The 21,819-nt window shown below is 36.9% G+C and carries 19 protein-coding genes; 9 read left to right on the top strand and 10 right to left on the bottom strand.

The window, feature by feature from the left end; genetic code table 11:
* From NG809_RS10210 to NG809_RS10200, 3 genes are read right to left on the bottom strand one after another with little or no spacing between them, the layout of a single operon-like run.
* Positions 1 to 1,092 (bottom strand): AI-2E family transporter, encoded by a 1,092-nt coding sequence (locus NG809_RS10210; protein ID WP_262150337.1) that lies wholly within the window; start codon positions 1,090 to 1,092, stop codon positions 1 to 3.
* A gap of 15 nt (positions 1,093 to 1,107) precedes the next feature.
* The gene (locus NG809_RS10205; RefSeq protein ID WP_262150335.1) at positions 1,108 to 1,827 is read right to left on the bottom strand and encodes a beta-carotene 15,15'-monooxygenase; all 720 of its coding nucleotides are present in this window, start codon (positions 1,825 to 1,827) and stop codon (positions 1,108 to 1,110) included.
* Between the two features lie 57 nt (positions 1,828 to 1,884).
* Positions 1,885 to 2,637 (bottom strand): hypothetical protein, encoded by a 753-nt coding sequence (locus NG809_RS10200; RefSeq protein ID WP_262150333.1) that lies wholly within the window; start codon positions 2,635 to 2,637, stop codon positions 1,885 to 1,887.
* A 48-nt stretch (positions 2,638 to 2,685) separates the two neighbouring features.
* On the opposite strand from NG809_RS10200, the gene NG809_RS10195 reads away from it, so the two are divergent.
* Together NG809_RS10195 and NG809_RS10190 are read left to right on the top strand one after the other, a co-directional pair.
* On the top strand, positions 2,686 to 3,663 hold the full coding sequence (locus NG809_RS10195) for an aminodeoxychorismate synthase component I (RefSeq protein ID WP_396124855.1): 978 nt from the start codon (positions 2,686 to 2,688) through the stop codon (positions 3,661 to 3,663).
* Positions 3,647 to 4,273, top strand: a complete 627-nt coding sequence (locus tag NG809_RS10190) for an aminotransferase class IV (RefSeq protein WP_262150329.1) — start codon at positions 3,647 to 3,649, stop codon at positions 4,271 to 4,273. The genes NG809_RS10195 and NG809_RS10190 overlap by 17 nt, the downstream gene beginning before the upstream one ends.
* Positions 4,274 to 4,556: 283 nt before the next feature.
* On the opposite strand, the gene menD is transcribed toward NG809_RS10190, so the two are convergent.
* The 3 genes from menD to NG809_RS10175 form a co-directional block, all read right to left on the bottom strand.
* On the bottom strand, positions 4,557 to 6,224 hold the full coding sequence (gene menD / locus NG809_RS10185; protein ID WP_262150327.1) for a 2-succinyl-5-enolpyruvyl-6-hydroxy-3-cyclohexene-1-carboxylic-acid synthase: 1,668 nt from the start codon (positions 6,222 to 6,224) through the stop codon (positions 4,557 to 4,559).
* A 133-nt stretch (positions 6,225 to 6,357) separates the two neighbouring features.
* Entirely contained in the window at positions 6,358 to 6,816 is a 459-nt protein-coding gene (locus NG809_RS10180) for a hypothetical protein (RefSeq protein WP_262150325.1), read from the bottom strand.
* Positions 6,817 to 6,927: 111 nt separating this feature from the next.
* Complete coding sequence (locus tag NG809_RS10175) at positions 6,928 to 7,665, bottom strand: DUF6261 family protein (protein ID WP_262150324.1); 738 nt, start codon at positions 7,663 to 7,665, stop codon at positions 6,928 to 6,930.
* Positions 7,666 to 8,074: 409 nt separating this feature from the next.
* Here NG809_RS10175 and NG809_RS10170 point away from each other — a divergent pair, with 409 nt between their 5' ends.
* Together NG809_RS10170 and NG809_RS10165 are read left to right on the top strand one after the other, a co-directional pair.
* Entirely contained in the window at positions 8,075 to 9,478 is a 1,404-nt protein-coding gene (locus tag NG809_RS10170; RefSeq protein WP_262150323.1) for an RCC1 domain-containing protein, read from the top strand.
* Positions 9,479 to 9,564: 86 nt separating this feature from the next.
* A complete protein-coding gene (locus NG809_RS10165) occupies positions 9,565 to 10,515 on the top strand; it encodes an isopenicillin N synthase family dioxygenase (RefSeq protein WP_262150321.1) in 951 nt (316 codons plus the stop codon).
* Positions 10,516 to 10,601: 86 nt separating this feature from the next.
* On the opposite strand, the gene NG809_RS10160 is transcribed toward NG809_RS10165, so the two are convergent.
* Together NG809_RS10160 and NG809_RS10155 are read right to left on the bottom strand one after the other, a co-directional pair.
* Positions 10,602 to 11,645, bottom strand: coding sequence for a PA0069 family radical SAM protein (locus NG809_RS10160; RefSeq protein ID WP_262150319.1), 1,044 nt, complete (start codon positions 11,643 to 11,645; stop codon positions 10,602 to 10,604).
* Positions 11,646 to 11,792: 147 nt separating this feature from the next.
* The gene (locus NG809_RS10155) at positions 11,793 to 11,984 is read right to left on the bottom strand and encodes a hypothetical protein (RefSeq protein WP_262150317.1); all 192 of its coding nucleotides are present in this window, start codon (positions 11,982 to 11,984) and stop codon (positions 11,793 to 11,795) included.
* A gap of 140 nt (positions 11,985 to 12,124) precedes the next feature.
* Here NG809_RS10155 and NG809_RS10150 point away from each other — a divergent pair, with 140 nt between their 5' ends.
* Positions 12,125 to 12,478, top strand: coding sequence for a hypothetical protein (locus NG809_RS10150; protein ID WP_262150315.1), 354 nt, complete (start codon positions 12,125 to 12,127; stop codon positions 12,476 to 12,478).
* Positions 12,479 to 12,509: 31 nt separating this feature from the next.
* On the opposite strand, the gene NG809_RS10145 is transcribed toward NG809_RS10150, so the two are convergent.
* Positions 12,510 to 15,119 (bottom strand): AsmA family protein, encoded by a 2,610-nt coding sequence (locus NG809_RS10145; protein WP_262150313.1) that lies wholly within the window; start codon positions 15,117 to 15,119, stop codon positions 12,510 to 12,512.
* Between the two features lie 85 nt (positions 15,120 to 15,204).
* Positions 15,205 to 15,999: a DUF2797 domain-containing protein gene (locus NG809_RS10140; RefSeq protein ID WP_262150311.1), complete on the bottom strand. Its 795-nt coding sequence runs from the start codon at positions 15,997 to 15,999 to the stop codon at positions 15,205 to 15,207.
* Positions 16,000 to 16,080: 81 nt separating this feature from the next.
* Between NG809_RS10140 and NG809_RS10135 the strand changes: the two genes are divergently transcribed.
* From NG809_RS10135 to secA, 4 genes are all read left to right on the top strand, one after another.
* A complete protein-coding gene (locus NG809_RS10135; RefSeq protein WP_262150308.1) occupies positions 16,081 to 17,238 on the top strand; it encodes a hypothetical protein in 1,158 nt (385 codons plus the stop codon).
* A 14-nt stretch (positions 17,239 to 17,252) separates the two neighbouring features.
* Entirely contained in the window at positions 17,253 to 18,290 is a 1,038-nt protein-coding gene (locus tag NG809_RS10130; RefSeq protein ID WP_262152570.1) for a GDP-mannose 4,6-dehydratase, read from the top strand.
* Between the two features lie 118 nt (positions 18,291 to 18,408).
* Positions 18,409 to 18,630 (top strand): DUF2795 domain-containing protein, encoded by a 222-nt coding sequence (locus NG809_RS10125; RefSeq protein ID WP_034709134.1) that lies wholly within the window; start codon positions 18,409 to 18,411, stop codon positions 18,628 to 18,630.
* Between the two features lie 89 nt (positions 18,631 to 18,719).
* Complete coding sequence (gene secA, locus NG809_RS10120) at positions 18,720 to 21,794, top strand: preprotein translocase subunit SecA (protein WP_262150304.1); 3,075 nt, start codon at positions 18,720 to 18,722, stop codon at positions 21,792 to 21,794.
* The last annotated feature ends 25 nt before the right edge of the window (positions 21,795 to 21,819 follow it).

The following is a 21,819-nucleotide window of genomic DNA, read 5'->3' as shown; positions in this document are numbered from 1 at the left end:
TCAAACAATCAAATCTATTTTATTTTCGAGCTCTTCGTCCTTGTCTTTATCTGAAAGGATTAAATCTCTGCTTCCGTCATCCGAAAACTCATTTCTGTACACCTGAATTAAAAGTAAGGTTAAGGAAACCATGATGGGACCAAAAACCAATCCCATAAACCCGAAAAGATTCATCCCCATGATAATTCCGAAAACAGTATTTAAAGGGTGAATATCTTCCAGTTTTTTAAGTAAAGTAAATCTTAATAGATTATCCGTAACACCTACTACAATCACGCAATAGGCAGCCAAACCAAGACCCGCTCCGGTATTTCCTTCTGCAATCATAAAGATACAGATCGGAACATAAATAATCGCTGCCCCAACCACCGGAATCATCGATGCTGCTGCAGTAAGCGCAAATAAAAGTACCGGACTTGGCGCACCGAAAATAAAGTAACCAATCAAAGCAATGATCCCCTGACCTAAAGCCACAACAGGAATTCCGATCGCATTGGCCATAATGAGCTTACGCATTTTCTCACCGATTAAAGATACATTTGCCCTTTTTAGAGGTGCTGCAGAACCCAGGATTCTTTCAAACAAACGTGGTTTCTCAAACATAAAATACAGAATGAAATACATCGACATAATCACGGTGAGTGTATTTACAGTTCCGCTGAGTGCCGAGGTAGAGAATCTTCCTGCAGCAGTTTTCAGCTTCGTCATGTTTTCGTTGCTCAGAAGGTCAATTTTGGTTTTAGAATAAACAAAATCATGTATTTTATCTATAAAAACGTTGAATTTCGTCATGTATGCCTGTGCATTTCCCAATTTTTCAATCAAAAGATCGGCGATAAAGTAAATCGGCAAAACAATCACAAGAAGACTCGCCAACATCAGCAGTAGAGCCGCTGCCCAAGGTTTCCATTTTTTTTCTTCCTGAAGATAAAAATTGTACTTCCTGCAAACGACGTAAATCGTAATTGCTCCCAGAACTGAAGGGATAAACAGTGCAAGGTTAAAACATATTAAAGCAACCATCGTAATAATGATTGCTAAAAGAAAAACCTGCTTGATTTTTGTGCCGCTGATTTGCTCGTTGGTATTCATGATTTTAATTTTTTTTTAAATCTGTCTTGGCTTTCCGCAATACGCACAGTATGCAGAATACATGACAACATAGATAAAGGGGATAGTAAAAACTATACCAATACAACAAAGTATAAATCCTGCGATACTTAAAAGACCGCCCAAAAGACTTACGCCCAGAAAAACACCATAGTCTTCTTTGGCGATATTAAAGGTTTTACCAAGCGCCTCAGTTGCTGAAAGATTTTCAAATAAAAGAGATGGCAGACCCAGAAGAAACAGCGGAAAGACAAATAAAAACGGGAATCCGCACATGGCGAGTGAGATGTAAAGAATAATTGTTGTGATCAGACCATACAGCATTGTCTGTCCAAGATTCTGACGGTAACCAATAAACAGATCATTGAAATCAATCTGTTGTTTGTTATTGAATTTGTTGGTGACGTAAATTAATCCAAGATAAAGTGGAGTAAGTGCAATGTTGAGCAAGCCGGTTGAAGAGTAATAAAATTTCACTTCAGAATTTCTCCACAGTCTGCTTTCTGCATCATCAAAATCATTGAAACTGTCAAAATCGGTCCAGAGGCTGAAGCCCGTGATCAACTGCAGAATAAAATCAGCTACAAAATAAATAATCATCACGACCAAACCGTAGAGAAAAACACCTTTATACATTTCAAAGGCGTGCGAAATGATGGCGCCGGTATTTCTTGCGGGAGCCTTTCCCTGCTGGTCAAATTCGTCAAATTGAGACATCGTTTATTAGATTTTTATGATTACTCAAATATAAATTATTTTCACCACAAAAAAATATTAAACTGTTTCTTCTTCCTTTATATTTTGTTCCAAAACGTTTTTATACATAGAATAAATCATGGCATTCCAAAAAGGGAATGTGACAAGAAACCCTACAAAAAAGAACAGAAAACCTGCATAGCAGAAAAGCAATGAAACCAAAACGCAAACAAAAATTTCCAGAAAATTATTCTTTAAAGCCTTCCAGCCGATGGCAATAATTTCAATGATTCTTTTATTTTCAAAAAACATCAGCGGGGCAGCAAAAATGGTCAGCATCACCCAAAGTACAGGCAAAACAAAGGTTCTTCCAATAATGGTGTACAGAAATATCCAGAAAATATAAAAGCTTAAAAATTTGAAGAAATTAATTCCAATATAGCCTGCAAACAAATCATTTATACCGACCTCCTCTTTCAAATCCATCTTTTTATAAATCTGGTAAAAGCCTATATTTAAAGGATAAAGAAAGATTCTTACTGCCATCATTCCCAAAATGAAATACTGAAAACCTTCACTGTCTGTGATGGTAGCAATATCGGTCTGAAAGTCTTCAACTCCGCTTTTGCCCGCCTGCTGGTAATCCATAAAGGCCGTTTGCAGATCAACGATCACATTATATTTTGTACCTAAATAGTAAAATACCGTAAGAAAAATTCCAAAATAAATTATTGAAAACATCAGCTGTAAGCCGAAAGTTTTACTCCAGTATGAAAAAGCCTGCTTTAAAATAAGATCGATTCCCGCTTTTTGGGGATATTGTTGTTGCATCAGAAAAAATTTTATGCAAAAGTAAACATCAATAACTACTTTTGCGGAATGTTTTTGGCAAATCATCCAAATTTTAAAAGAATGGACGAGCTTTCGCAAAAGAAAGTTCCGTTTTTTTTCATGACTGATTTTCTTTGTGAAAATGTTTTGGTTTATACTGAAATCGAACTTGGCAAATCAGGCTTGTTAATTGATTTTCAGTCGTTTTCAAACTCGATAAAGAAGGATGATTTAAATAAAAAGATTCAACTGAAAGCTTATCCCGAAACTATGGACGCTTTCAGAAAAGGGTTTGATCATGTGCAAAGCAATCTTCGGTTAGGCAACTCATATTTAACCAATTACACCCGAAAAACAGAGATTGAAACCAATCTGACTTTAAAGGAAATTTTTTATCATTCTCAGGCCAAATACAAAGTGTTATCTGAAGATTTTTTCGTATTTTTTTCTCCTGAAACTTTCGTTAAAATCATTGACGGCAAAATACTGACGTTTCCGATGAAAGGCACTATTGATGCATCTTTAGATAATGCCGCTGAAGTTTTGAAAAATGATCCTAAAGAAAAAGCAGAGCATTACACTGTGGTTGATCTCCTGAGAAACGATTTAAGCATGGTCGCTGATGATGTGAAGGTGGATAAATTTCAGTATATTGATTTTTTGAAGACAAAACAGAAAGATCTTTACGCCATGAGCTCGGAAATTTCAGGAAATTTGAAACCGGAATTTCAGGGAAATATAGGAAGTATTATGCAGAAACTCCTTCCTGCAGGTTCAATTTTAGGAGCTCCAAAACCTAAAACTCTGGAAATTATTCTGGAAGCAGAAGGTTTCGACAGAGGATTTTACACTGGAGTTTGCGGCTGGTTTGACGGAGAAAACCTCGACAGCTGCGTGATGATCCGTTTTATAGAAAAAGAAAACGGTAAACTTTTTTTTAAAAGTGGCGGCGGAATTACCCACATGAGCAAATTAGAAGACGAGTACGAAGAAATGAAAAACAAAATCTATGTCCCAATTCATTGAAAGCATAAAAGTAGAAGACCAGAAAATTTTTCTTGCCGATCTTCATCAGAAAAGAATTAACGACACTTTTTCTCACTTCGGAAAGAGTGATCCTATCGACCTGCAGAAGATTTTTAAACATCTGGAGCATGACGAAGACGGCTTGTACAAACTTCGTCTGGTTTACGATTTAGACAAAAAGATCCGCACCCAGATGATTCCGTATGCGATACCGGAAATCCATACTTTTCAGTTGGTGGAAAACAACAGCTACGATTATTCTTTCAAATTTGAAGACCGCAAGGAACTTGACAGGATGAAGATGAAATCAAGGGCTGAAGAGATTATTATCGTAAAAAACAATCACATTACAGACACTTCTTTTTCCAATCTCTTATTTAAAAAAGGAAAAGACTGGTTCACACCGACTACTTATCTTTTAAACGGCGTGCAGCGTCAGCATTTGCTGAAATCAAAGAAAATTAAAGAAACAGAAATCACTCTGCAAAACCTGAAAGACTTTTCTCATTTTCAGCTCATTAACGCCATGAATGATTTTGATGATATGTTTATCTATCCCATCGACAAAATCGTTAATCTCCCCGGAAATGAGGATTATCTGGATTTGTAAATCATTTTATTATTAAAACCATTAAGGCTAATAAGTTGTTAAGTTTTGTTCAGGAAATATCTGAAGATATTTATTAAGGATAACGTTCAATTTATTTTGATTTCTTTTATCCCCAGTTTTGTCATGCTGAAACCTTTAGGTTCGACGCAGTCAAAGTATCTCAACGCAACCGTTTAAATTATTTCAGTTATTAGAATTTTGAGCGACGAGCTTAAGAAATTATACACTTCATCTTCATCAAATCTTAAAAATTTAATAACCTTAATGTTTCAACTTAAGTCAGTTACAACGATTTAAAATAAGTTTTTAAAATTTCAGCATTGCTTTTCCCTGCCGTTACAACTTCCAGAATTTTAGGCTGGATATCGGCTTTGAAGAAATTATCCATCACACGGTCAAGCGTCATTTCATCTTCCACTTTTGTGTAGGAGAATCCAAAGTGTTTTGCTAAAAACTCTACGTTTTTGTGGTGTTTTGTTGCGATAAATTCGTCTACAGTATTCGAATTGGCATTTCCCGGTCCCGGAATGATTTTAAAGATATTTCCTTCCCCGTTGTTGAAAATAATAATTCTCGTAAACGGCGGAATATACTGGTTCCAAAGGCCATTCACATCGTACATAAAACTCAGATCTCCTGTAAGCAAAAGCGTTGGTTTTTCATTTTTAATGGCAAAGCCCATTGCTGTGGAAGTACTTCCGTCGATGCCGCTCGTACCACGGTTGCAGTAAATCCTTCTCTTTCCGAAATCAAACAGCTGGGCATAACGAATCGCTGAAGAATTGCTGAAATGTATGTTGTAATTTTCCGGAACGCTGTGCGAAACTTTGTTGAAAAAATAAAAATCTGAATATTCTACCAGATTAAGATACTGCTCATGTTTCAGGTCTTTTTTATCCCTGAGAACATCCCAGAGATTATAAAAAGGCTTAGGCTCGAGGGCTGCAAAATTCAGGAGTTTAGAGAAAAACAGTTCGGGTTTAATTTCAATTTTCTGCGTCAGCGCAAAATAAGTGTCGGGCTGCCAAACCTCATCAAGATGCCAGTGTTGTTTAGGGTGAGCATTTCTCAAAAACTGTTTTACCCTTTTTGAAACCACATTTTGGCCTACTGTAATCAAAAGATCGGGAGCGTATTGTCTGTAATCTTCTTCTGTAAATCCGGTAATGTAGCGGTCGATATGTTTAAAAAACTTTTCGTGATATAGATTGGAATTGGCTTCACACAAAACTACAACCGTATGGTTTTTCACCAATTGTGTTAACTGATTTTCAAGTTCGGCGCTGTAATCTCTGGTTCCTACCAAAATCATAATTCGCTGCGATGTATTCCAGTCGGCAATAAGGTTGGATGGCATTTCATACTCTTTCTGGCGAATCGTATGCTCTACGGAAGGAAAAGTTGGCAGCTCAGAAACCAGCTCGTACAATGGTTCTTCCAAAGGGATATTGATGTGCACCGGACCTCTTTTTTCAAAACAAAGTTCGATGGCTTTCTTGATAGTTTCAGAATTGATATTTTCCGCATCGTCTTTGGAATCTTCCAGAAGCTGAAAATCCCCGTAGGAATGCTGATGAAAAAGATTATTCTGGCGAATGGTCTGCCCGTCAAAAATATCGGTATAATCTGTCGGGCGGTCTGCCGTTAAAATTAGTAAAGGCGTATTTGAATAAAAAGCTTCCGTCACTGCAGGATAATAATTGGCGGCAGCCGATCCGCTTGTACAGGTTAGAACTACAGGTTTTTTCTCGCTCATCGCCATTCCCATTCCAACAAACGCTGCACTTCTTTCATCAACAATCGAGAAACAGTTGAAGCTGTCGATTTCAGAAAAATGTATTGCCAAAGGAGCGTTTCTCGATCCCGGCGAAATGATAATATCTGAAATTCCGTACTGCTGAAGAAGATGTGCAAGAATCTGCACACTGCGTTTAGAAGAATATTTTTTCATTTGAAAATGTCTGTTGTTAGATCAATGTAATCGCTTTTAGATCTTTCTAAATTTAGACAAGATGTTAAACTGCGATTTCAAAAAACAAATTTAATCTTTAAAAATTTAATCGTAAAATGATTCGGGATGAGTTTTATTTTCTTTCAGGATTAAAATACCAATATAGAACTCTGAAATAATTAAAAATGTAAATCGGGAAAAAGGCTATCAAAATGGAAAGTAATGTACTTTTCCCAAATCCTACTGATAATTCTGAGTCAGAGAAAAAGAGAATAATGTATAATCCAAATATAACCATAGGAATAATTGATCCACTATTTTTTGATTTTTTCCAATATAAAACGGAGGTTGAAATGACATAAAGTAATGCAAAAAAGAAAAAATCAATTACCAAAATTATAGCACTTCCTTGCCCTAAATAATAATTCATCTGATCTTCAAAATAGACTTCTGCCATAAAGATAATCACTGCACCCACAATAAAATCTAAAATAAAATTGATGAGCAGTTCTTTTCTGCATAAGCACTTATAGGCTACGATAAAGCAAAGCAGAAGAATGGCTATGAGAGGTCTGGAAAATTCAAGAATCATATTTAAAGAAAATATTTTTTTTGGACAAATTTAATACATTTGACTTTCTGCAATATTATCCTTACAATGACATGCAAAAGAAACCGCTCTTGTCAGAGCGGTTTGTGAGTATTATTCGGTTTTTGTCGGAGGAAGTTTCTTTCCTGCCCTTCTCGCCAAGACTATATTTGAGAAATACAATCTTCCATTATTTATAATGTCCAAAACATTTTTATAATAAACATCGTCTTTTACCGAAGCCATTGCCGAAATATAGGCTGTCATCTTTTTGTAATCAGCAGCAAATACTTTTCTCAAAGCTTTCACATCCAGCACCTCTTTTTGAGATGTTTTGAAAGACCTTTGCGAAAAAAGATTATTAAAGGCTGTGTTGGCATCTATCATCCGGATTACGAATTTTCCTATTCCCAATTCAGCAACATGATTGCTGAAATCTGAAGAACCTAAACGGTTGCTTAGTGTATTCAATTGATTAGTTTCAGATTCGAAGGAGGCATCGTGCGTATCCTTATATTCTGAAAGCAGAAGAGAAAGTGCATTGTACCCTTCAGCTTCGGCTTCTGAACTGTTGCGGTAAGGCTTGAGTGAATTCCTGAGATTTTGCAGAGCATTATCTCTCTCAACATCCAGCCGTGCGATTTCCTGAGATTCTTCACTTGCTTTGATTTGATTAAGCCCACTGTTGAAAATAGCAACCTGTGCAAGCAGTCCGTCATAAAGTCTTTTGAAATCCGGATCTGCAGCAGCATTGAGATTTACATTGGTAAAGTCTTCAAAGAATCTTACCATTAATTGCCCGAATTCTGCGTGGTGGAGTCTTGTAACATCCAATTTGTGTAATTTTTCCATAAGTATGTTTTTTAAAATGTTTTAACTCTGATAATGCTGTCGGATTTTCCGCCTGCTCCATTTAATAATTGGTAAGACTTCGGAAATTCCGACGGCGTAAATTAATTTTGGGAAAAGCTTTCGGAAGTACAGACAGAGCAAAAAAGATTTTGGATAACGTTTCGGAGATTCCGACAACGCAATCTGAAATCAGGGGGAGCTTTCGGAAGTCCCGACAGGACAAACCCTTTTTCATTAGCGAAAAGCTGTAGTATTCTATCATCATTTTGTTTTGTTTGTGTCAAAAATATAAAATTTCACATTATATTGATAAAGAAATTAACAAATTTTTATATTTTTACACAAGACACACCACTAATGGAAGGTTTTATGATAATTAAAACTAATATCACAAATCAAAATTTACTTTATGAAAAAAATTTACTTTCTACTTGCAATACTGGGAGCAGTTTCATTTTCTAACGCACAAACCAATCTATGTGTAACTGATGTTTCTTATAATTATCATACCGTATCTATATTCACAAGCGACGGAAAAGAGTATACTTGGGGGCAAAACCCTTACGGACAGGTGGGAAACGGAACCATACAAACTCAGAACACCCCTTGGCAAAGGCCTTCATCACCAAAATTTGTCCAGATTTTCCATTCGTTGGATCATGCAGCAGCATTGAGTAACGACGGTAAAATTTATGCATGGGGAAGAAATTCACGAGGCGGGCTTGGAGACGGAACAACTGTTGACAAACTTTCCCCAATTCAAATAGGTACAGCAACAGATTGGAAAAAAATAACGACAGGCAATTTTCATACTGTTGCCCTTAAAACCAACGGAACTTTGTGGGGATGGGGTAACAATTCAGCTTGCGAACTTACCAGTGCAGAAGCAGCGCCGTATCCCAATAATTTCTATGCCTCTCCTGTACAAATCAGCCCTGATACAGATTGGGTAGATATCAACAGTGGCGGATCAAGAGTTTTTGCTATAAAAAGCAATGGTACTCTCTGGGGAAGAGGGAGAAATAATTATTATTCAATTGGAGTTCCTCTATACGGCGATGGGGCATGCATTTTTAATTTTATGCAAATCGGGGCTTCAGCAGACTGGAGAAGAGTGACAACTTCTGTAAGTGGTGATTACACTCTTGCCCAAAAAACTGACAATACATTATGGGGCTGGGGAGACAATATCATGGGAGCAGTAGGTAGTGGAACAAGCCAGCTTGTACAAACTCCTGTACAGATAGGAACTGATACATGGAAAGATTTTGCTGTTGGCAATCCTTACGGTGTTGGCATAAAAACTAATGGCACCCTATGGCTGTGGGGAAGAGGCTGCTGGGACTCTACAGGTTCGGGAAATATTGTTCCTGCTAACTCACTCGCTCCAAACCAGGTGGGAACAGAATCAAACTGGGTAAAGGTAGCAGCCGGCGGTTGTTCTGTTTTTGCAATAAGAAATGATAATACCGTGTGGGCTTTTGGTGCATGGGGATCCATATGGAATAATGGTACAAACGCTTATTCTTACACGCCTACTCTAGTATTTCAATGTGCACTATCAACTTCTGAAAACGAAAAAGAACTTTCCAACCTCGTACTCTATCCTAATCCAACCGTGGATAAAATTTCCTGGGCAAAAAATATCCCGATAGAAAAAGTCACCATCTATGACATGAGTTCAAGGAAAATACGTTCTCAGAATGTTTCTGAAAGCTCAGTGGACGTTTCTGATCTTGTCAGTGGAACTTATATAATAAGACTTGAAAGTAAAGATAAAACTTTCTATAATTCTAAATTTATAAAAAAATAAAGCTGCTGAAATTTATTTGAAATGAATAATGATCTGCAATCCATAAAAAATTTCTGTAAATTAGCCCCACGTAAAATTTCTATAAAATGGATAAAATACCTAGTGTAGACCTGCGTGATTTCCTTTCGGACAACCCGGAACGCAAACAGAAATTTGTAAATGAAATCGGAAAAGCTTACGAAGAAATTGGTTTTGTCGCCTTAAAAGGACATTTCCTTGATGATCAACTCGTAGACAATCTTTATGGAGAAGTGAAAAACTTCTTTGAACTTCCCACAGAAACAAAACAAAAGTATGAAATCCCCGGCATCGGCGGACAGCGTGGCTATGTAGGCTTCGGAAAAGAAACTGCAAAAGGCTTTAAAAAAGGTGATCTGAAAGAGTTTTGGCATTTCGGGCAGTACGTTTCGGATGACTCTAAATACAAAAGCGAATATCCTGACAATGTCATCGTAGACGAGCTTCCACAATTCAATGAAGTAGGTAAAGAGGCCTACCAAATGCTTGAAAAAACAGGAAAATATGTTTTGAGAGCGTTGGCATTATATCTTGGTCTTGACGAGTTTTATTTTGACGACAAAATTGCGGAAGGTAATTCTATTTTAAGACCTATTCATTACCCGCCAATTACTCAGGAGCCGGATGATGCGGTAAGAGCAGCCGCTCACGGAGACATCAACCTCATCACTCTTTTGATGGGTTCTCAGGGAAAAGGTCTTCAGGTTCAAAACCATAAAGGCGAATGGATTGATGCCATTGCCGAACCGGACGAACTGATGATCAACGTTGGAGACATGCTGTCAAGACACACCAACAATAAGCTGAAATCTACGATTCACAGAGTGGTCAATCCGCCAAGAGAATTGTGGGGAACTTCAAGATATTCGATCCCTTTCTTTATGCATCCGGTGAGCGAAATGTCGCTGAATGCTTTAGAAAACTGTGTAGATGAAAACAATCCTAAGCTGTATGAAGATACAACCGCCGGAGAATTTTTACACGAAAGATTAATTGAACTGGGATTGATTAAGAAATAATTTTGAAACCGAACTTTTTAGTTCGGTTTTTTTTAAATTTTCTGTGGGAATCTGTGCGATCTGTGAGAAACATTCTAAAATGACTATCAAAACAACCTCAGCTGCTGCTCTCTCGTCCCGGTAAAACCATCAGTAGAAAGTTTCGGAAACTCCTTTCCATCAAAAAACTTTTTTCTGCCAATTTTAAATGTGTTGTGAATCATTTCCGCGATATTCGCCTCCCCTTTCTGCCTGTCAAAATATTTCTTTTCTCCCAGTTTTCCACCACGCATTGATCTGATTAAATTTAAAACTTTCTGTGCCCTGTCAGGAAACTCGGTCTCAATCCATTTAACGAAAACAGGTTCTACAGAATCGTTTAATCGCACCAAAGTATATCCGAAACTCTGAGCTCCAGCTTCAGAAATTGCTTTTAAAATACCTAATGGTTCATCACTGTTCAATCCGGGAATAATTGGTGCGACCATCACGTGAGTAGGAATGCCGCTTTGAGACAGAATTTCTACAGCTTTCAGCTTATTTTTTGCTGAACTTGTTCTCGGCTCCATCTTTCGACGTAATTCTTCATTAATGGTGGGAATACTGAGAGAAACTGAAACCAGATTCTGTTCAGCCATTGGTTTTAAAATATCCAAATCCCGCAGAACCAAAGCGTTTTTCGTAAGAATATTTACCGGATGTCTGTAGTCGAGACAAACCTGCAATAACTTTCTTGTGATTTCAAACTGTCTTTCAGCAGGCTGGTAGCAATCAGTGTTGCCGGAAAGTAAAATAGGTAATGGCTGATATCCTCTTTTTCTGAAAAACTTTTCTAAAAGTTCAGGAGCATTTTTTTTGACCATGATTTTTCGTTCGAAATCAATGCCTGCGTTATAGCCCCAATATTCATGGGTGGGTCTGGCAAAACAGTAAGAACATCCGTGCTCGCAACCCTGATAAGGATTCATGGAATATTCCATTGGTAAATCGGCACTTTTTACCTGATTGACTATGGTCTTTGGGAAGACTTCCGTAAAAGTGGTTTTTATGTTTTCAAGATCTTCATCATCAGGCTCAAAAGTATACTTATCGAAACGGTTGTTGACATTTCGCTGTGCTCCCTGACCTTTTATGATGTTTTCTTTTTCCATTTCGTTTCGTAAAATTAAAGCTGAAATCAAATGAAATAATGAGTTTTAAGACTAAAGTTTTCCACAAAAAAAATCCGGCACACCAAAAATTTTGGAAATGCCGGAAATTGTAAGACAAATATAATTGTATACTACTTCTGCGGTTTGTTATTTCATAGCAAAATACTCGACTCCGTGCTCATCTTCGGCATCTACCCTGTCGTGATGTCTGTGATAATCGCCATAATAATCATTGTATCTTTTTTGCTTTTTTTCCAAGATTTTTTTGATTCCAATAAAACTTAATGCAGCCAGAAGGCCTATTCCTCCTGCAAGTAAAATTCCTGCTTCTTTTTTCATATTATGAAATTTTTTGTTTTAGACGAAAGCAAATAATGTACCTTTTGAAATCGCGACAATAATAAATTTTGTTAAAGAACACATTTTCATGTCAGGATTTTGTGGTTTGATAATTGTAGTTTGAAACTAAAAATAGTATTATGGAAAACAGAGAAACAGGTGATCAAATGACAACACTCAGTCAGGTAATGACCAGACTTGCCCAGAGAGGAATTCACAGAGAATACAGAATGGATGAGGAAGGAAACATGAAACTGGATAATTCTGAAAGAACATACGAACCGGTCAACCTCACGATTTTAAGAACCTACCGTTTTGAAGGTGACAGCAACCCCGCAGACAGCGCTGTGCTTTATGTAGTGAAAGACCACGAACAAAACATCGGCTTTATTTTAGATTCCTACGGAGCAGAAAGCAATTATCCCGGACATAAATTCGACGAATTTTTAAGAGATATTCCGGTTGAAGAAAGCGAAGAGTACAATCTGGACTGATAATAAACTTCATAAACCAATCCGAAACTGATTACTTGGTTTCGGATTTTTCTTTTTTCTTAAAAACACCTTTCATAAATCCTTTTTTCTTCTGAGGCTCTTCTTTTTTTGGCTGAGATTTTACTTCTTCATTTACAGATTTTGTGACATCTTTTACTGTTTCTGTAGTTTTAGCCAAAGTTTCGCCGATAAGAGTTTTCTTCAGACCATCTTCAATTCCTTTCCAGAACATATTAAAAAACGATTTTGTTGGGTCACGCTCCACACCTTCCACTTCGACAGATTCAGGGAATTTGTCTGATGTACTTTTAATGAAAACATTTGCCACAGCACTCAGAAGCCCTTTCTTGGCTTTGGTTTGCTTGTCCAAAAGAGCAATTTTCAAATCCTGATGTTTTAGTTTAAAACTTCCTGCCAAACCTTTCGGATTTCCTTTAAAATCAAAAAGCATTTCCTGAATGGTGCCTGTCGCAGAAACATTCATATAAGGAACAATGAAAGCATTGAGCGATGAAGCGGGAATTCCCGTAGCACGACCTGCAATTCTGAAACGGTCGTTCTGATCCGCCGTATTAAAATTCCAGTTGACAGAAAGCGGCGATGCATTGAGGAACGAACAGTCGATTTTGATTTTAACTTCTGTCGGTTTTCCTTTCATTTTGGCAGAATTCAGATTTTGAACGTGCATGTTGAATTTGCTGAAGGTCAGTTTACCCGGCCCGTCGCTTTTTTTGGTGTCTTCTTCGTATTCGAGATAGGAATTTTTAAGGTATAAATGATCAACAAACATCGGAATATTAATCGACCTCAGCATTTTTGAATACAAAGGTTTTATTTTCGGATCATCCGCGGGAACTTTACTTCGGAAAATATTGGCATTGGCATTCAAAATCTTAACAGAATTGGCATGAATCGATTTATTTTCTGAAAAGAAATCCCAATTTCCACTGGCTATAATCTGACTAAATTTCAAATCATACAAATCACTTTCCACCGGAATCATTTTGATAAACTGAGCTCTTGAAACCAGCGGCTTCATTGCAAAATTATTGATGACTGCCTTGTTTTTAGCAAAATTCAAATTTCCGACAGTCATCAGATAGAATTTTGTTTTGTAGGAAAAATCAGATGAAGCAAGACTGTAATCTTTTACTTTAAAGGCAAGACCTGAATTGTCTGATTTTGGAGCCATTTCCAGATTGCTGATTTTTGCATTCAGCTGTTTGAATGACAATGGCTGATTATCTTTATCTAAAGTAAAACTGGAATTTTTAAGTTGAATATTTCTGATAGTTACCGGAAACTGAATGCCTGCAAAATTTTGCTTTTTCTTTACAGCCTTTTCGGCTGATGAAGGAATGTAAATGCCGTCAACTCCATCCACAATAACATCTTTTACATCCAGATTGAGTTTTTTGTCTGCGATTTTCCAATCATTGACGTTGAAAGCGATTTTATTAAGTTTTAAATTCGTTTTATTGTTCGGATTTGAAACTGAAATTTCACTGAAAGCTCCATTTTTAGGACTGATATTGATGTTTTTAAAATGAATACGGTCATTCGCAGCCAGCAAAACATCTTCTCCTGCAAACTTAAAATCTTTATAATGCACAGGAATTACCTGAGATGAAGTTTCCTTATTAAAAACAAGATCATTAACCGAAAGATTTAGTTTTTTCGCCAACAATAAGTCTGTTCCGTCTGGTTTTACAATCTGAGCAGACGCGTTGCTTATCTGAAAACCTTTCAAATCTATATCAAAATTGAACGGCTTCTTTTCTTTTTTGGCAGCGACAGCATTATTGGTATAAACCAGAAAACGCGGGTTGATGAAATGAGCACCGGAAAGCGAAACTTTATTTTTTTTTAAAGCAATATCCTTAAAATTCATTTGCGGAATGGCAAAATCCAAAAGTTGCTTCTGCTTGGGAAAATTCTTTTTAAAATCTTCAAAACCCATCAAAGGTTTCAGATTAAAATTTTCCACAGACATCTGCCCGTCTTTTGTGTTCATCTTCGCAATGGTAAGCTGGTAAATTCTGTTGGGCTGAAAGAAAAAATTCTCACCATGAATGCTGTAACTGTCGAACACCACAGGTAATTTATCTTCTACAACATCTTCTGTTGTTTCAAGATTTTCTACTGTTAAATCTAAATCCTGAACGCTTAAAAAGTTTTCTTTCGTGGGTTTAAAAACAGTAATTTTCCCGTTTCTGATTCTGATATTTTCAAAAGAAACGGGATTTTTTTTCTTCCCTGTCTTTTTGTCGACCGCATCAGATAAAGTGATATTTAATTTCGGGCTCGCCAGAAATACATCTGTAGAGCTGATTTTTTTATTGATTAGCGCATCAAAAATTCCAAAACGGCTGATTTTAATGGTATCAACCGTGCCATCAAGACCGAGCAACTGCGTGTTGTTGGGATTTTTAGACTGAACCTTGATCTCAGAAGCAAAAATATTTCCCGAACCAAGATCTACATCGAGTTTTTTGTAAGAAACTTTGTAGGCTGTATTATTTTTAATGTAATCGGGAAGTTGGGTCTTAAGCCAGATATTGAGTGCAAAATTGGCAACCAAAATCAGTCCGAAGAGAATTCCAAAAACGAGGAAAAGCTTTTTGACCCAAGGTTTTTTCATGGTACGAGGTTTTAGTCAAGAATATTAATTTGAGATAAATAAAAGTCGTTGCTAAAATCAGACCAACAAAAATTAAAATGAAGCCTTAATTAATCTCTAATTCAATCACATACCCTTCATGCCCCCTCACATTCATAAAATTACCGCCATCAAAACTTAGATACTGTCCTTTAATTCCAACCAGTTTTCCCGTAAACTCCGGTTTTTTGTCTAAACTGAAAGAATTTATTTTTTCGGGTTTGCTATAGGGATAATCAAATTTCCACATGTTTTCACCTTCAGAATAGAACTTCTGGAAATCTTCAGGAAAATATTCTCTGATTTTTTGTTGAAAATCTGCCAGATCAACGGCATCTTCAAAATCGTCCTGAAGCATTTTTCGCCAGTTGGTTTTATCTGCAACATGTTCTTTCAATGCAACTTCTATCATTCCGGCTTCGTAACGGTTTTCTGTACGGGCAATCGGCAGCGCAAATGTGGCACCCTGATCAATCCATCGTGTAGGAATTTGTGAGTTTCTGGTAACACCTACTTTTACATCACCTGTATAAGCCAAATAGACGGTGTGCGGCTGAAGCTGAATCTGTTTTTCCACTTCAAGATCTCTTTCACCAACTCCCAGATGTGCTGTAGAAAGCTCCGGACGAATGATGGTGTCGCTTGCGTACGGACTTTCGAAGAAACAGCTTTTGCAGAATCCCATCCTGTATATTGTTTTGTCCAGTCCGCAATTTACGCATTGGTAACCGGTATGTTTAATGGACAAATCTTTTCCGAACAGTTCGTTCATGTGAATCAAATCGCCGGAAAGATTGAGATAATATTGTATAGGCTGAGCATCAAAACTCGTCATTTTTAAAATTTGCCCCTGAAATTTCATTGTTTTTTAATTTGAAAGTAAAAATACTGAAATATACTTTATCAACTTAATTTTTATAATTTTGTGATTCTTCAAACACGTATGAAAAATCTACTCTTCTTAATCCTGATTTTTTCAGTTTCAAAAATTACAGCACAATCCTTCAGAACCGTGTCTGTACTGGATTCTGCAGATTCAAAACCGATTGCAAATGCAAAAATACTTACCAGAAACAGTGTTTTGTACACCAACGAAGACGGCAAAGTACTTATTCCCGAACAAATTAAAAACATAGAAATTTCTGCTCCATGGTACGGAATGAAAAAAATCTCCTCTGTTTCTCCACAGATATATCTGAAGCCTCTATTCAAAGAGATTCAGGAAGTTGTGGTTACCAATGTTGATTTAAAGAAAATTTTCAGGAATATTATTGATACCTACAGTACTGTTTATTATTCAAACCCTTCACTTTATACAGGAACGGTGAAGCAAAAATCTTTTGTTGACGGTAAAATTGCTCATCTTCTGGTTGCTGACGTAAATGTTTGGTCAAAATTTAATTTTTACAATTTCAAAGAGTCAAAAGATCCCGACAGTTTTTTCAATATCGGTTTAAATGATATCAAATACTATAAAACGATAAAGCTTGACGAGTCATACCCTTTCGCATCCGTTCCTAATTTGCTTCCAAAAGATTTTATCGGAACATTTTATATGAATTATCAGATCGCAGGCATGCTGAATACAGTGAAGGATTTAAAGATAAAAACAAGCCTATTATACGAAAATGCCGGCATTCAGAAACTCCGTTTTGAGAGTGAGAAAAATGATAAATTTGAGATAAAATTCAGCGGATTTCTGACTTACAACAAAAACGACAAGGCGATAATCAATTTAAACGTAGTAATAGACCAGAACTATGCTCAATCTGAAAAAGTGTCTAAAACCGGAGAGCCCTACACCAGCAATACTACGAAAGCAGAAGTTTTTTTTGATTTTTATAAGAAAAACAACCAGTATCTTCCTTCTTTGATTACGGTAATGGGCGAAGGGTATTCTGAATCTAAAACCATGAAAGTTCCTTTTAAAGCTTATCAGGAAATTAAACTGGAAAAATTCAGCGAAGGAAATAAACGTGGTCTGAAAAAGAAAATTGATCTCAACAAATCTTTCATAGAAAACATTCCAGACAAAGATATTAATGAAACCAAAACATTACTTTCTGCTCAGGAACAGAATTTTATTGATGCCAAATCATGATTAGACAAAACACAATGACCTATCTCATTACCGGCGGAAGCGGATTTATCGGTTCTCACTTAATTGAAAATTTGTTGAAAAACGGACATTCTGTCATCAGCATCGATAATTTTGATGATTTCTATGATTATAAAATTAAAATCAGAAATACTTTAGAATCTACAGGTCTTGAATCAACATTCAGTTTCGAAGATAAATCAAGTGATATTGAAACCGTTATAAAACAGACCAAATCTGAACATTTTAAGCTTTACAACGTTGATATCAGAAATCAAAATGGCTTGAAGGAAATTTTCCAAAACCATCAGATTGATCTGATTATTCATCTTGCTGCCCTTGCCGGCGTAAGACCTTCCATCGAAAGACCTTTAGATTACGAAGAAGTAAATATTAAAGGAACAATGCACCTGTGGGAGCTTGCAAGAGATTTTGGAATTAAAAAATTTGTCTGCGCATCATCATCCAGCATTTATGGAAACAATGAAAAAGTTCCTTTTTCTGAAAACGATGCTGTAGACCAACCCATTTCTCCTTATGCAGCAACAAAAAGAGCAGTAGAAATTTTAGGAAATGTGTATCACAGTCTTTACGGAATCGACATGATTCACCTCAGATTTTTCACAGTTTATGGTCCGAGACAGCGCCCCGATCTTGCAATTCACAAATTCACAAAACTTATTTCCGAAAATCAAGAAATACCCTTCTACGGCGACGGATCTACTGCAAGGGATTATACTTTTATTGACGACATCATCCATGGAATTATTGGCTCAATAGAATATTTAGAAAACAACAATAATATCTACGAAATTATTAATTTGGGTGAAAACGAAGTGATTACACTCAATCAAATGGTCGCTACTTTAGAAAAAGCTTTGGGCGAGACAGCAAACAGAAAAAATCTGCCAATGCAGGCGGGTGATGTCACAAAAACCAATGCAGATATTGCCAAAGCAACCACATTATTGGCTTATAAACCTGCAGTAAACTTCCAAAATGGCATAAAAATTTTCGTGGAATGGTTTTTGAGAAATCGAGAAGAGAATAGCTGACAAAGTGTGTAAATACTTTACGCTGTTCATAAATATTTAACAAAAAGAATTGAAAATCAAGTATAAAAAAGGCTATAATATAACCTAATTTTATACTTTTGCAAAAAATTAAAATATTATGTACTGGACATTAGAATTAGCATCCTACTTAAGTGACGCACCTTGGCCGATGACAAAGGCAGAATTGATCGACTACGCAATCAGAACCGGTGCACCAATGGAGGTGGTAGAAAATCTTCAGGCTATCGAAGATGAAGGTGAAGTTTATGATGCCATTGACGAGATCTGGAGCGACTATCCTACAGACGAGGATTATCTTTGGAACGAAGACGAATATTAAGATAGCAACAGCTGATGGCTTCTGTCATTGGCTTTTTTATATAATTACTAACGCAATTAGCCATAAGCTATTTGCTAAAAGCTAAATAAATGAGTTTTTTAAACAAAGTTCTTAAAGGGTTTTTGGGAGACAAGAAAGCGCAGGACCTAAAGGAAGTAAAAAAAGTTGTAACAAAAATCAAAGCTGTTGAACCTGAAATTCAGCAATTGTCTGATGATGGTTTAAGAGGTAAAACGGCCGAGTTTAAAGAAAATATCAAATCTGCAACCAGCAAAATCACTGCTCAGGTTGAAGAAACAAAAGAGCTGATCAAAAACTCAACAAACGTTGACGAAAAGGAAGCTTTATTCTCAAAAATTGATACACTAAAGAAAGAATCTTACGAAATTGAAGAGAAAGTGCTTCTCCAGATTCTTCCGGAAGTTTTTGCAGTAGTAAAAGAAACTGCCAGAAGATGGGCTCAAAACGGAGAAATCCGTGTGACGGCTACAGACTGGGACAGACAGTTGGCTTCTTTAGGAAAAGATTTCGTGGAAATACAGGGCGACCAGGCGGTTTGGAAAAACCATTGGGACGCTGCCGGAACTCCCGTAAACTGGGATATGGTGCATTATGATGTGCAGTTTATCGGTGGGGTAATTCTTCACAGCGGTAAAATTGCCGAAATGGCAACCGGTGAAGGTAAAACTTTGGTAGGAACACTTCCTATCTTCCTAAACGCTCTTCCAGAGAGAGGGGTACACGTTGTAACTGTAAATGATTATTTGGCAAAGCGTGACTCTGCATGGATGGGACCTTTGTACCAGTTCCACGGTATGTCTATCGACTGTATCGATAATCACCAGCCGAACTCAGACGGAAGAAGAAAAGCATACAATTCAGATATTACTTACGGAACCAATAACGAATTTGGTTTCGATTACCTTAGAGACAACATGGTAAGTTCTCCTACCGAATTGGTTCAGAGAGAATTAAACTTTGCCATTGTGGATGAGGTAGATTCTGTTTTGGTGGATGATGCAAGAACACCTTTGATTATTTCAGGTCCGGTTCCTCAGGGTGACAGACAGGAATTTGATGTTCTGAAACCTTCCATCGACAGAATTGTTGAAGTTCAGAAAAAAACAGTTTCAGCTTTATTTAATGAAGCTAAAAAATTAATCGCCGGAGGAAACACTAAAGAAGGTGGTTTTAAATTACTTCAGGCTTACAGAGGTCTTCCAAAGAACAGACAGCTGATCAAATTCTTATCGGAGAGCGGAAACCGTGCGTTACTTCAGAAAACTGAGGCTCAGTACATGGCAGACAACAACCGAGAAATGCCGATTGTAGATAAAGATCTTTACTTCGTAATTGAAGAAAAAAACAATCAGGTAGACCTTACAGACAAAGGTGTTGAGTACATGTCTCAGGGGAATTCAGATTCAAACTTCTTCGTACTTCCGGATATCGGAACTGAAATCGCTGAAGTTGAAGCTAAAAATTTATCCAAAGAAGAAGAATTTGAAGCTAAAGAAAGACTTTTCGCAGATTTTGCCGAGAAATCTGAGCGAGTTCACACCATGAGCCAGTTGCTTAAAGCTTACACATTATTCGAAAAAGATGATGAGTATGTTGTAATCGACGGTGAAGTAAAAATCGTTGACGAACAGACCGGTCGTATCATGGAAGGCCGTCGTTATTCAGACGGTTTACATCAGGCGATTGAAGCTAAAGAAAATGTAAAAATTGAAGCTGCTACGCAGACTTTTGCAACAGTTACCCTTCAGAACTATTTCCGTATGTACAACAAACTTGCGGGGATGACGGGTACAGCTGAAACAGAAGCTGGCGAGCTTTGGCAGATTTATAAATTAGACGTTGTGGTAATTCCTACCAACCGTCCGATTTTGAGAAATGACAAGCAGGATTTGGTTTTCAAAACCAATAGAGAAAAATACAATGCTGTAATTGAAGAAGTTGAGCAATTAACTGCTGCAGGAAGACCTGTTTTGGTGGGTACGACATCTGTAGAAATTTCTCAGTTGCTTTCAAAAGCACTTCAGTTAAGAAAAATTCCACATCAGGTTCTGAATGCTAAACTTCACAAGAAAGAAGCAGAAATCGTTGCAGGAGCGGGTCAGCCAGGAGTTGTAACCATTGCAACCAACATGGCAGGTCGTGGAACGGATATTAAGCTTTCAAAAGAAGTAAAAGAATCCGGAGGTTTGGCAATTATCGGTACTGAAAGACATGATTCAAGACGTGTTGACAGACAGTTGAGAGGTAGAGCGGGACGTCAGGGAGATCCTGGAAGTTCGCAGTTCTATGTTTCTTTGGAAGATAACCTGATGCGTTTGTTCGGTTCTGAAAGAATTGCTAAAATGATGGACAGAATGGGTCACAAGGAAGGTGAAGTAATTCAGCATTCTATGATTTCAAAATCTATCGAAAGAGCTCAGAAAAAAGTAGAAGAAAACAACTTCGGAACAAGAAAAAGACTTCTGGAGTACGATGATGTAATGAATAAACAGCGTGACGTAATTTACAAAAGAAGAAAGAACGCATTGTTCGGTGATCACCTGAAGTATGACATTACGAATATGATTTTCGATGTTGCCAATTCTATCGTTGCGAAAGGAAAAGCTACCGGAAGTTATAAAGAATTTGAGTACGAAATCATTAAAACTTTCACCATGGAATCTCCTGTTTCTGAGGATGATTTCAAATCGAAAACAGTGGCTGATCTTACGAACACTTTATTCAATGCTGCGCAGGAAGATTACAACATGAAGCTGAATCTGTTGAAAGAAAAATCTTTCCCAATCATTGAAAATGTATTCCAGAATCAGGGTTCTATGTTTAAAATGATTCAGGTTCCGTTCACGGATGGTATCAAAACAATGACTATCGTTACTGATCTTAAGGAAGCTTACGATTCTAAATGTGAAACCATGATCAATGATTTCGAAAAGAACATCACTCTTTCCATCATCGATGAAAACTGGAAACTTCACCTCCGTGAAATGGATGATCTGAGAAAATCTTCTCAGGGAGCTGTTTACGAGCAGAAAGATCCGTTGGTAATCTACAAGCAGGAATCTTTTCACTTGTTCAGCGAAATGATCGATAAATTAAACAAAGAAATTATCTCATTCTTATACAAAGGAGAAATTCCTGCATAAGAGATAAATTTCATTTTATACAAAA

The sequence above is a fragment of the Chryseobacterium foetidum genome, assembly GCF_025457425.1.
GTDB lineage: Bacteria > Bacteroidota > Bacteroidia > Flavobacteriales > Weeksellaceae > Chryseobacterium > Chryseobacterium foetidum.
Note: the sequence above shows the minus strand (reverse complement) of the source record. Positions and strands in the feature narration are given on the sequence as shown.

Coding starts and splice junctions, on each gene's coding strand:
- NG809_RS10210 (WP_262150337.1), bottom strand. CDS start 1,092: ATGAATACCAACGAGCAAATCAGCGGCACAAAAATCAAGCAGGTTTTT.
- NG809_RS10205 (WP_262150335.1), bottom strand. CDS start 1,827: ATGTCTCAATTTGACGAATTTGACCAGCAGGGAAAGGCTCCCGCAAGA.
- NG809_RS10200 (WP_262150333.1), bottom strand. CDS start 2,637: ATGCAACAACAATATCCCCAAAAAGCGGGAATCGATCTTATTTTAAAG.
- NG809_RS10195 (WP_396124855.1), top strand. CDS start 2,686: ATGTTTTTGGCAAATCATCCAAATTTTAAAAGAATGGACGAGCTTTCG.
- NG809_RS10190 (WP_262150329.1), top strand. CDS start 3,647: ATGTCCCAATTCATTGAAAGCATAAAAGTAGAAGACCAGAAAATTTTT.
- menD (WP_262150327.1), bottom strand. CDS start 6,224: ATGAAAAAATATTCTTCTAAACGCAGTGTGCAGATTCTTGCACATCTT.
- NG809_RS10180 (WP_262150325.1), bottom strand. CDS start 6,816: ATGATTCTTGAATTTTCCAGACCTCTCATAGCCATTCTTCTGCTTTGC.
- NG809_RS10175 (WP_262150324.1), bottom strand. CDS start 7,665: ATGGAAAAATTACACAAATTGGATGTTACAAGACTCCACCACGCAGAA.
- NG809_RS10170 (WP_262150323.1), top strand. CDS start 8,075: ATGAAAAAAATTTACTTTCTACTTGCAATACTGGGAGCAGTTTCATTT.
- NG809_RS10165 (WP_262150321.1), top strand. CDS start 9,565: ATGGATAAAATACCTAGTGTAGACCTGCGTGATTTCCTTTCGGACAAC.
- NG809_RS10160 (WP_262150319.1), bottom strand. CDS start 11,645: ATGGAAAAAGAAAACATCATAAAAGGTCAGGGAGCACAGCGAAATGTC.
- NG809_RS10155 (WP_262150317.1), bottom strand. CDS start 11,984: ATGAAAAAAGAAGCAGGAATTTTACTTGCAGGAGGAATAGGCCTTCTG.
- NG809_RS10150 (WP_262150315.1), top strand. CDS start 12,125: ATGGAAAACAGAGAAACAGGTGATCAAATGACAACACTCAGTCAGGTA.
- NG809_RS10145 (WP_262150313.1), bottom strand. CDS start 15,119: ATGAAAAAACCTTGGGTCAAAAAGCTTTTCCTCGTTTTTGGAATTCTC.
- NG809_RS10140 (WP_262150311.1), bottom strand. CDS start 15,999: ATGAAATTTCAGGGGCAAATTTTAAAAATGACGAGTTTTGATGCTCAG.
- NG809_RS10135 (WP_262150308.1), top strand. CDS start 16,081: ATGAAAAATCTACTCTTCTTAATCCTGATTTTTTCAGTTTCAAAAATT.
- NG809_RS10130 (WP_262152570.1), top strand. CDS start 17,253: ATGACCTATCTCATTACCGGCGGAAGCGGATTTATCGGTTCTCACTTA.
- NG809_RS10125 (WP_034709134.1), top strand. CDS start 18,409: ATGTACTGGACATTAGAATTAGCATCCTACTTAAGTGACGCACCTTGG.
- secA (WP_262150304.1), top strand. CDS start 18,720: ATGAGTTTTTTAAACAAAGTTCTTAAAGGGTTTTTGGGAGACAAGAAA.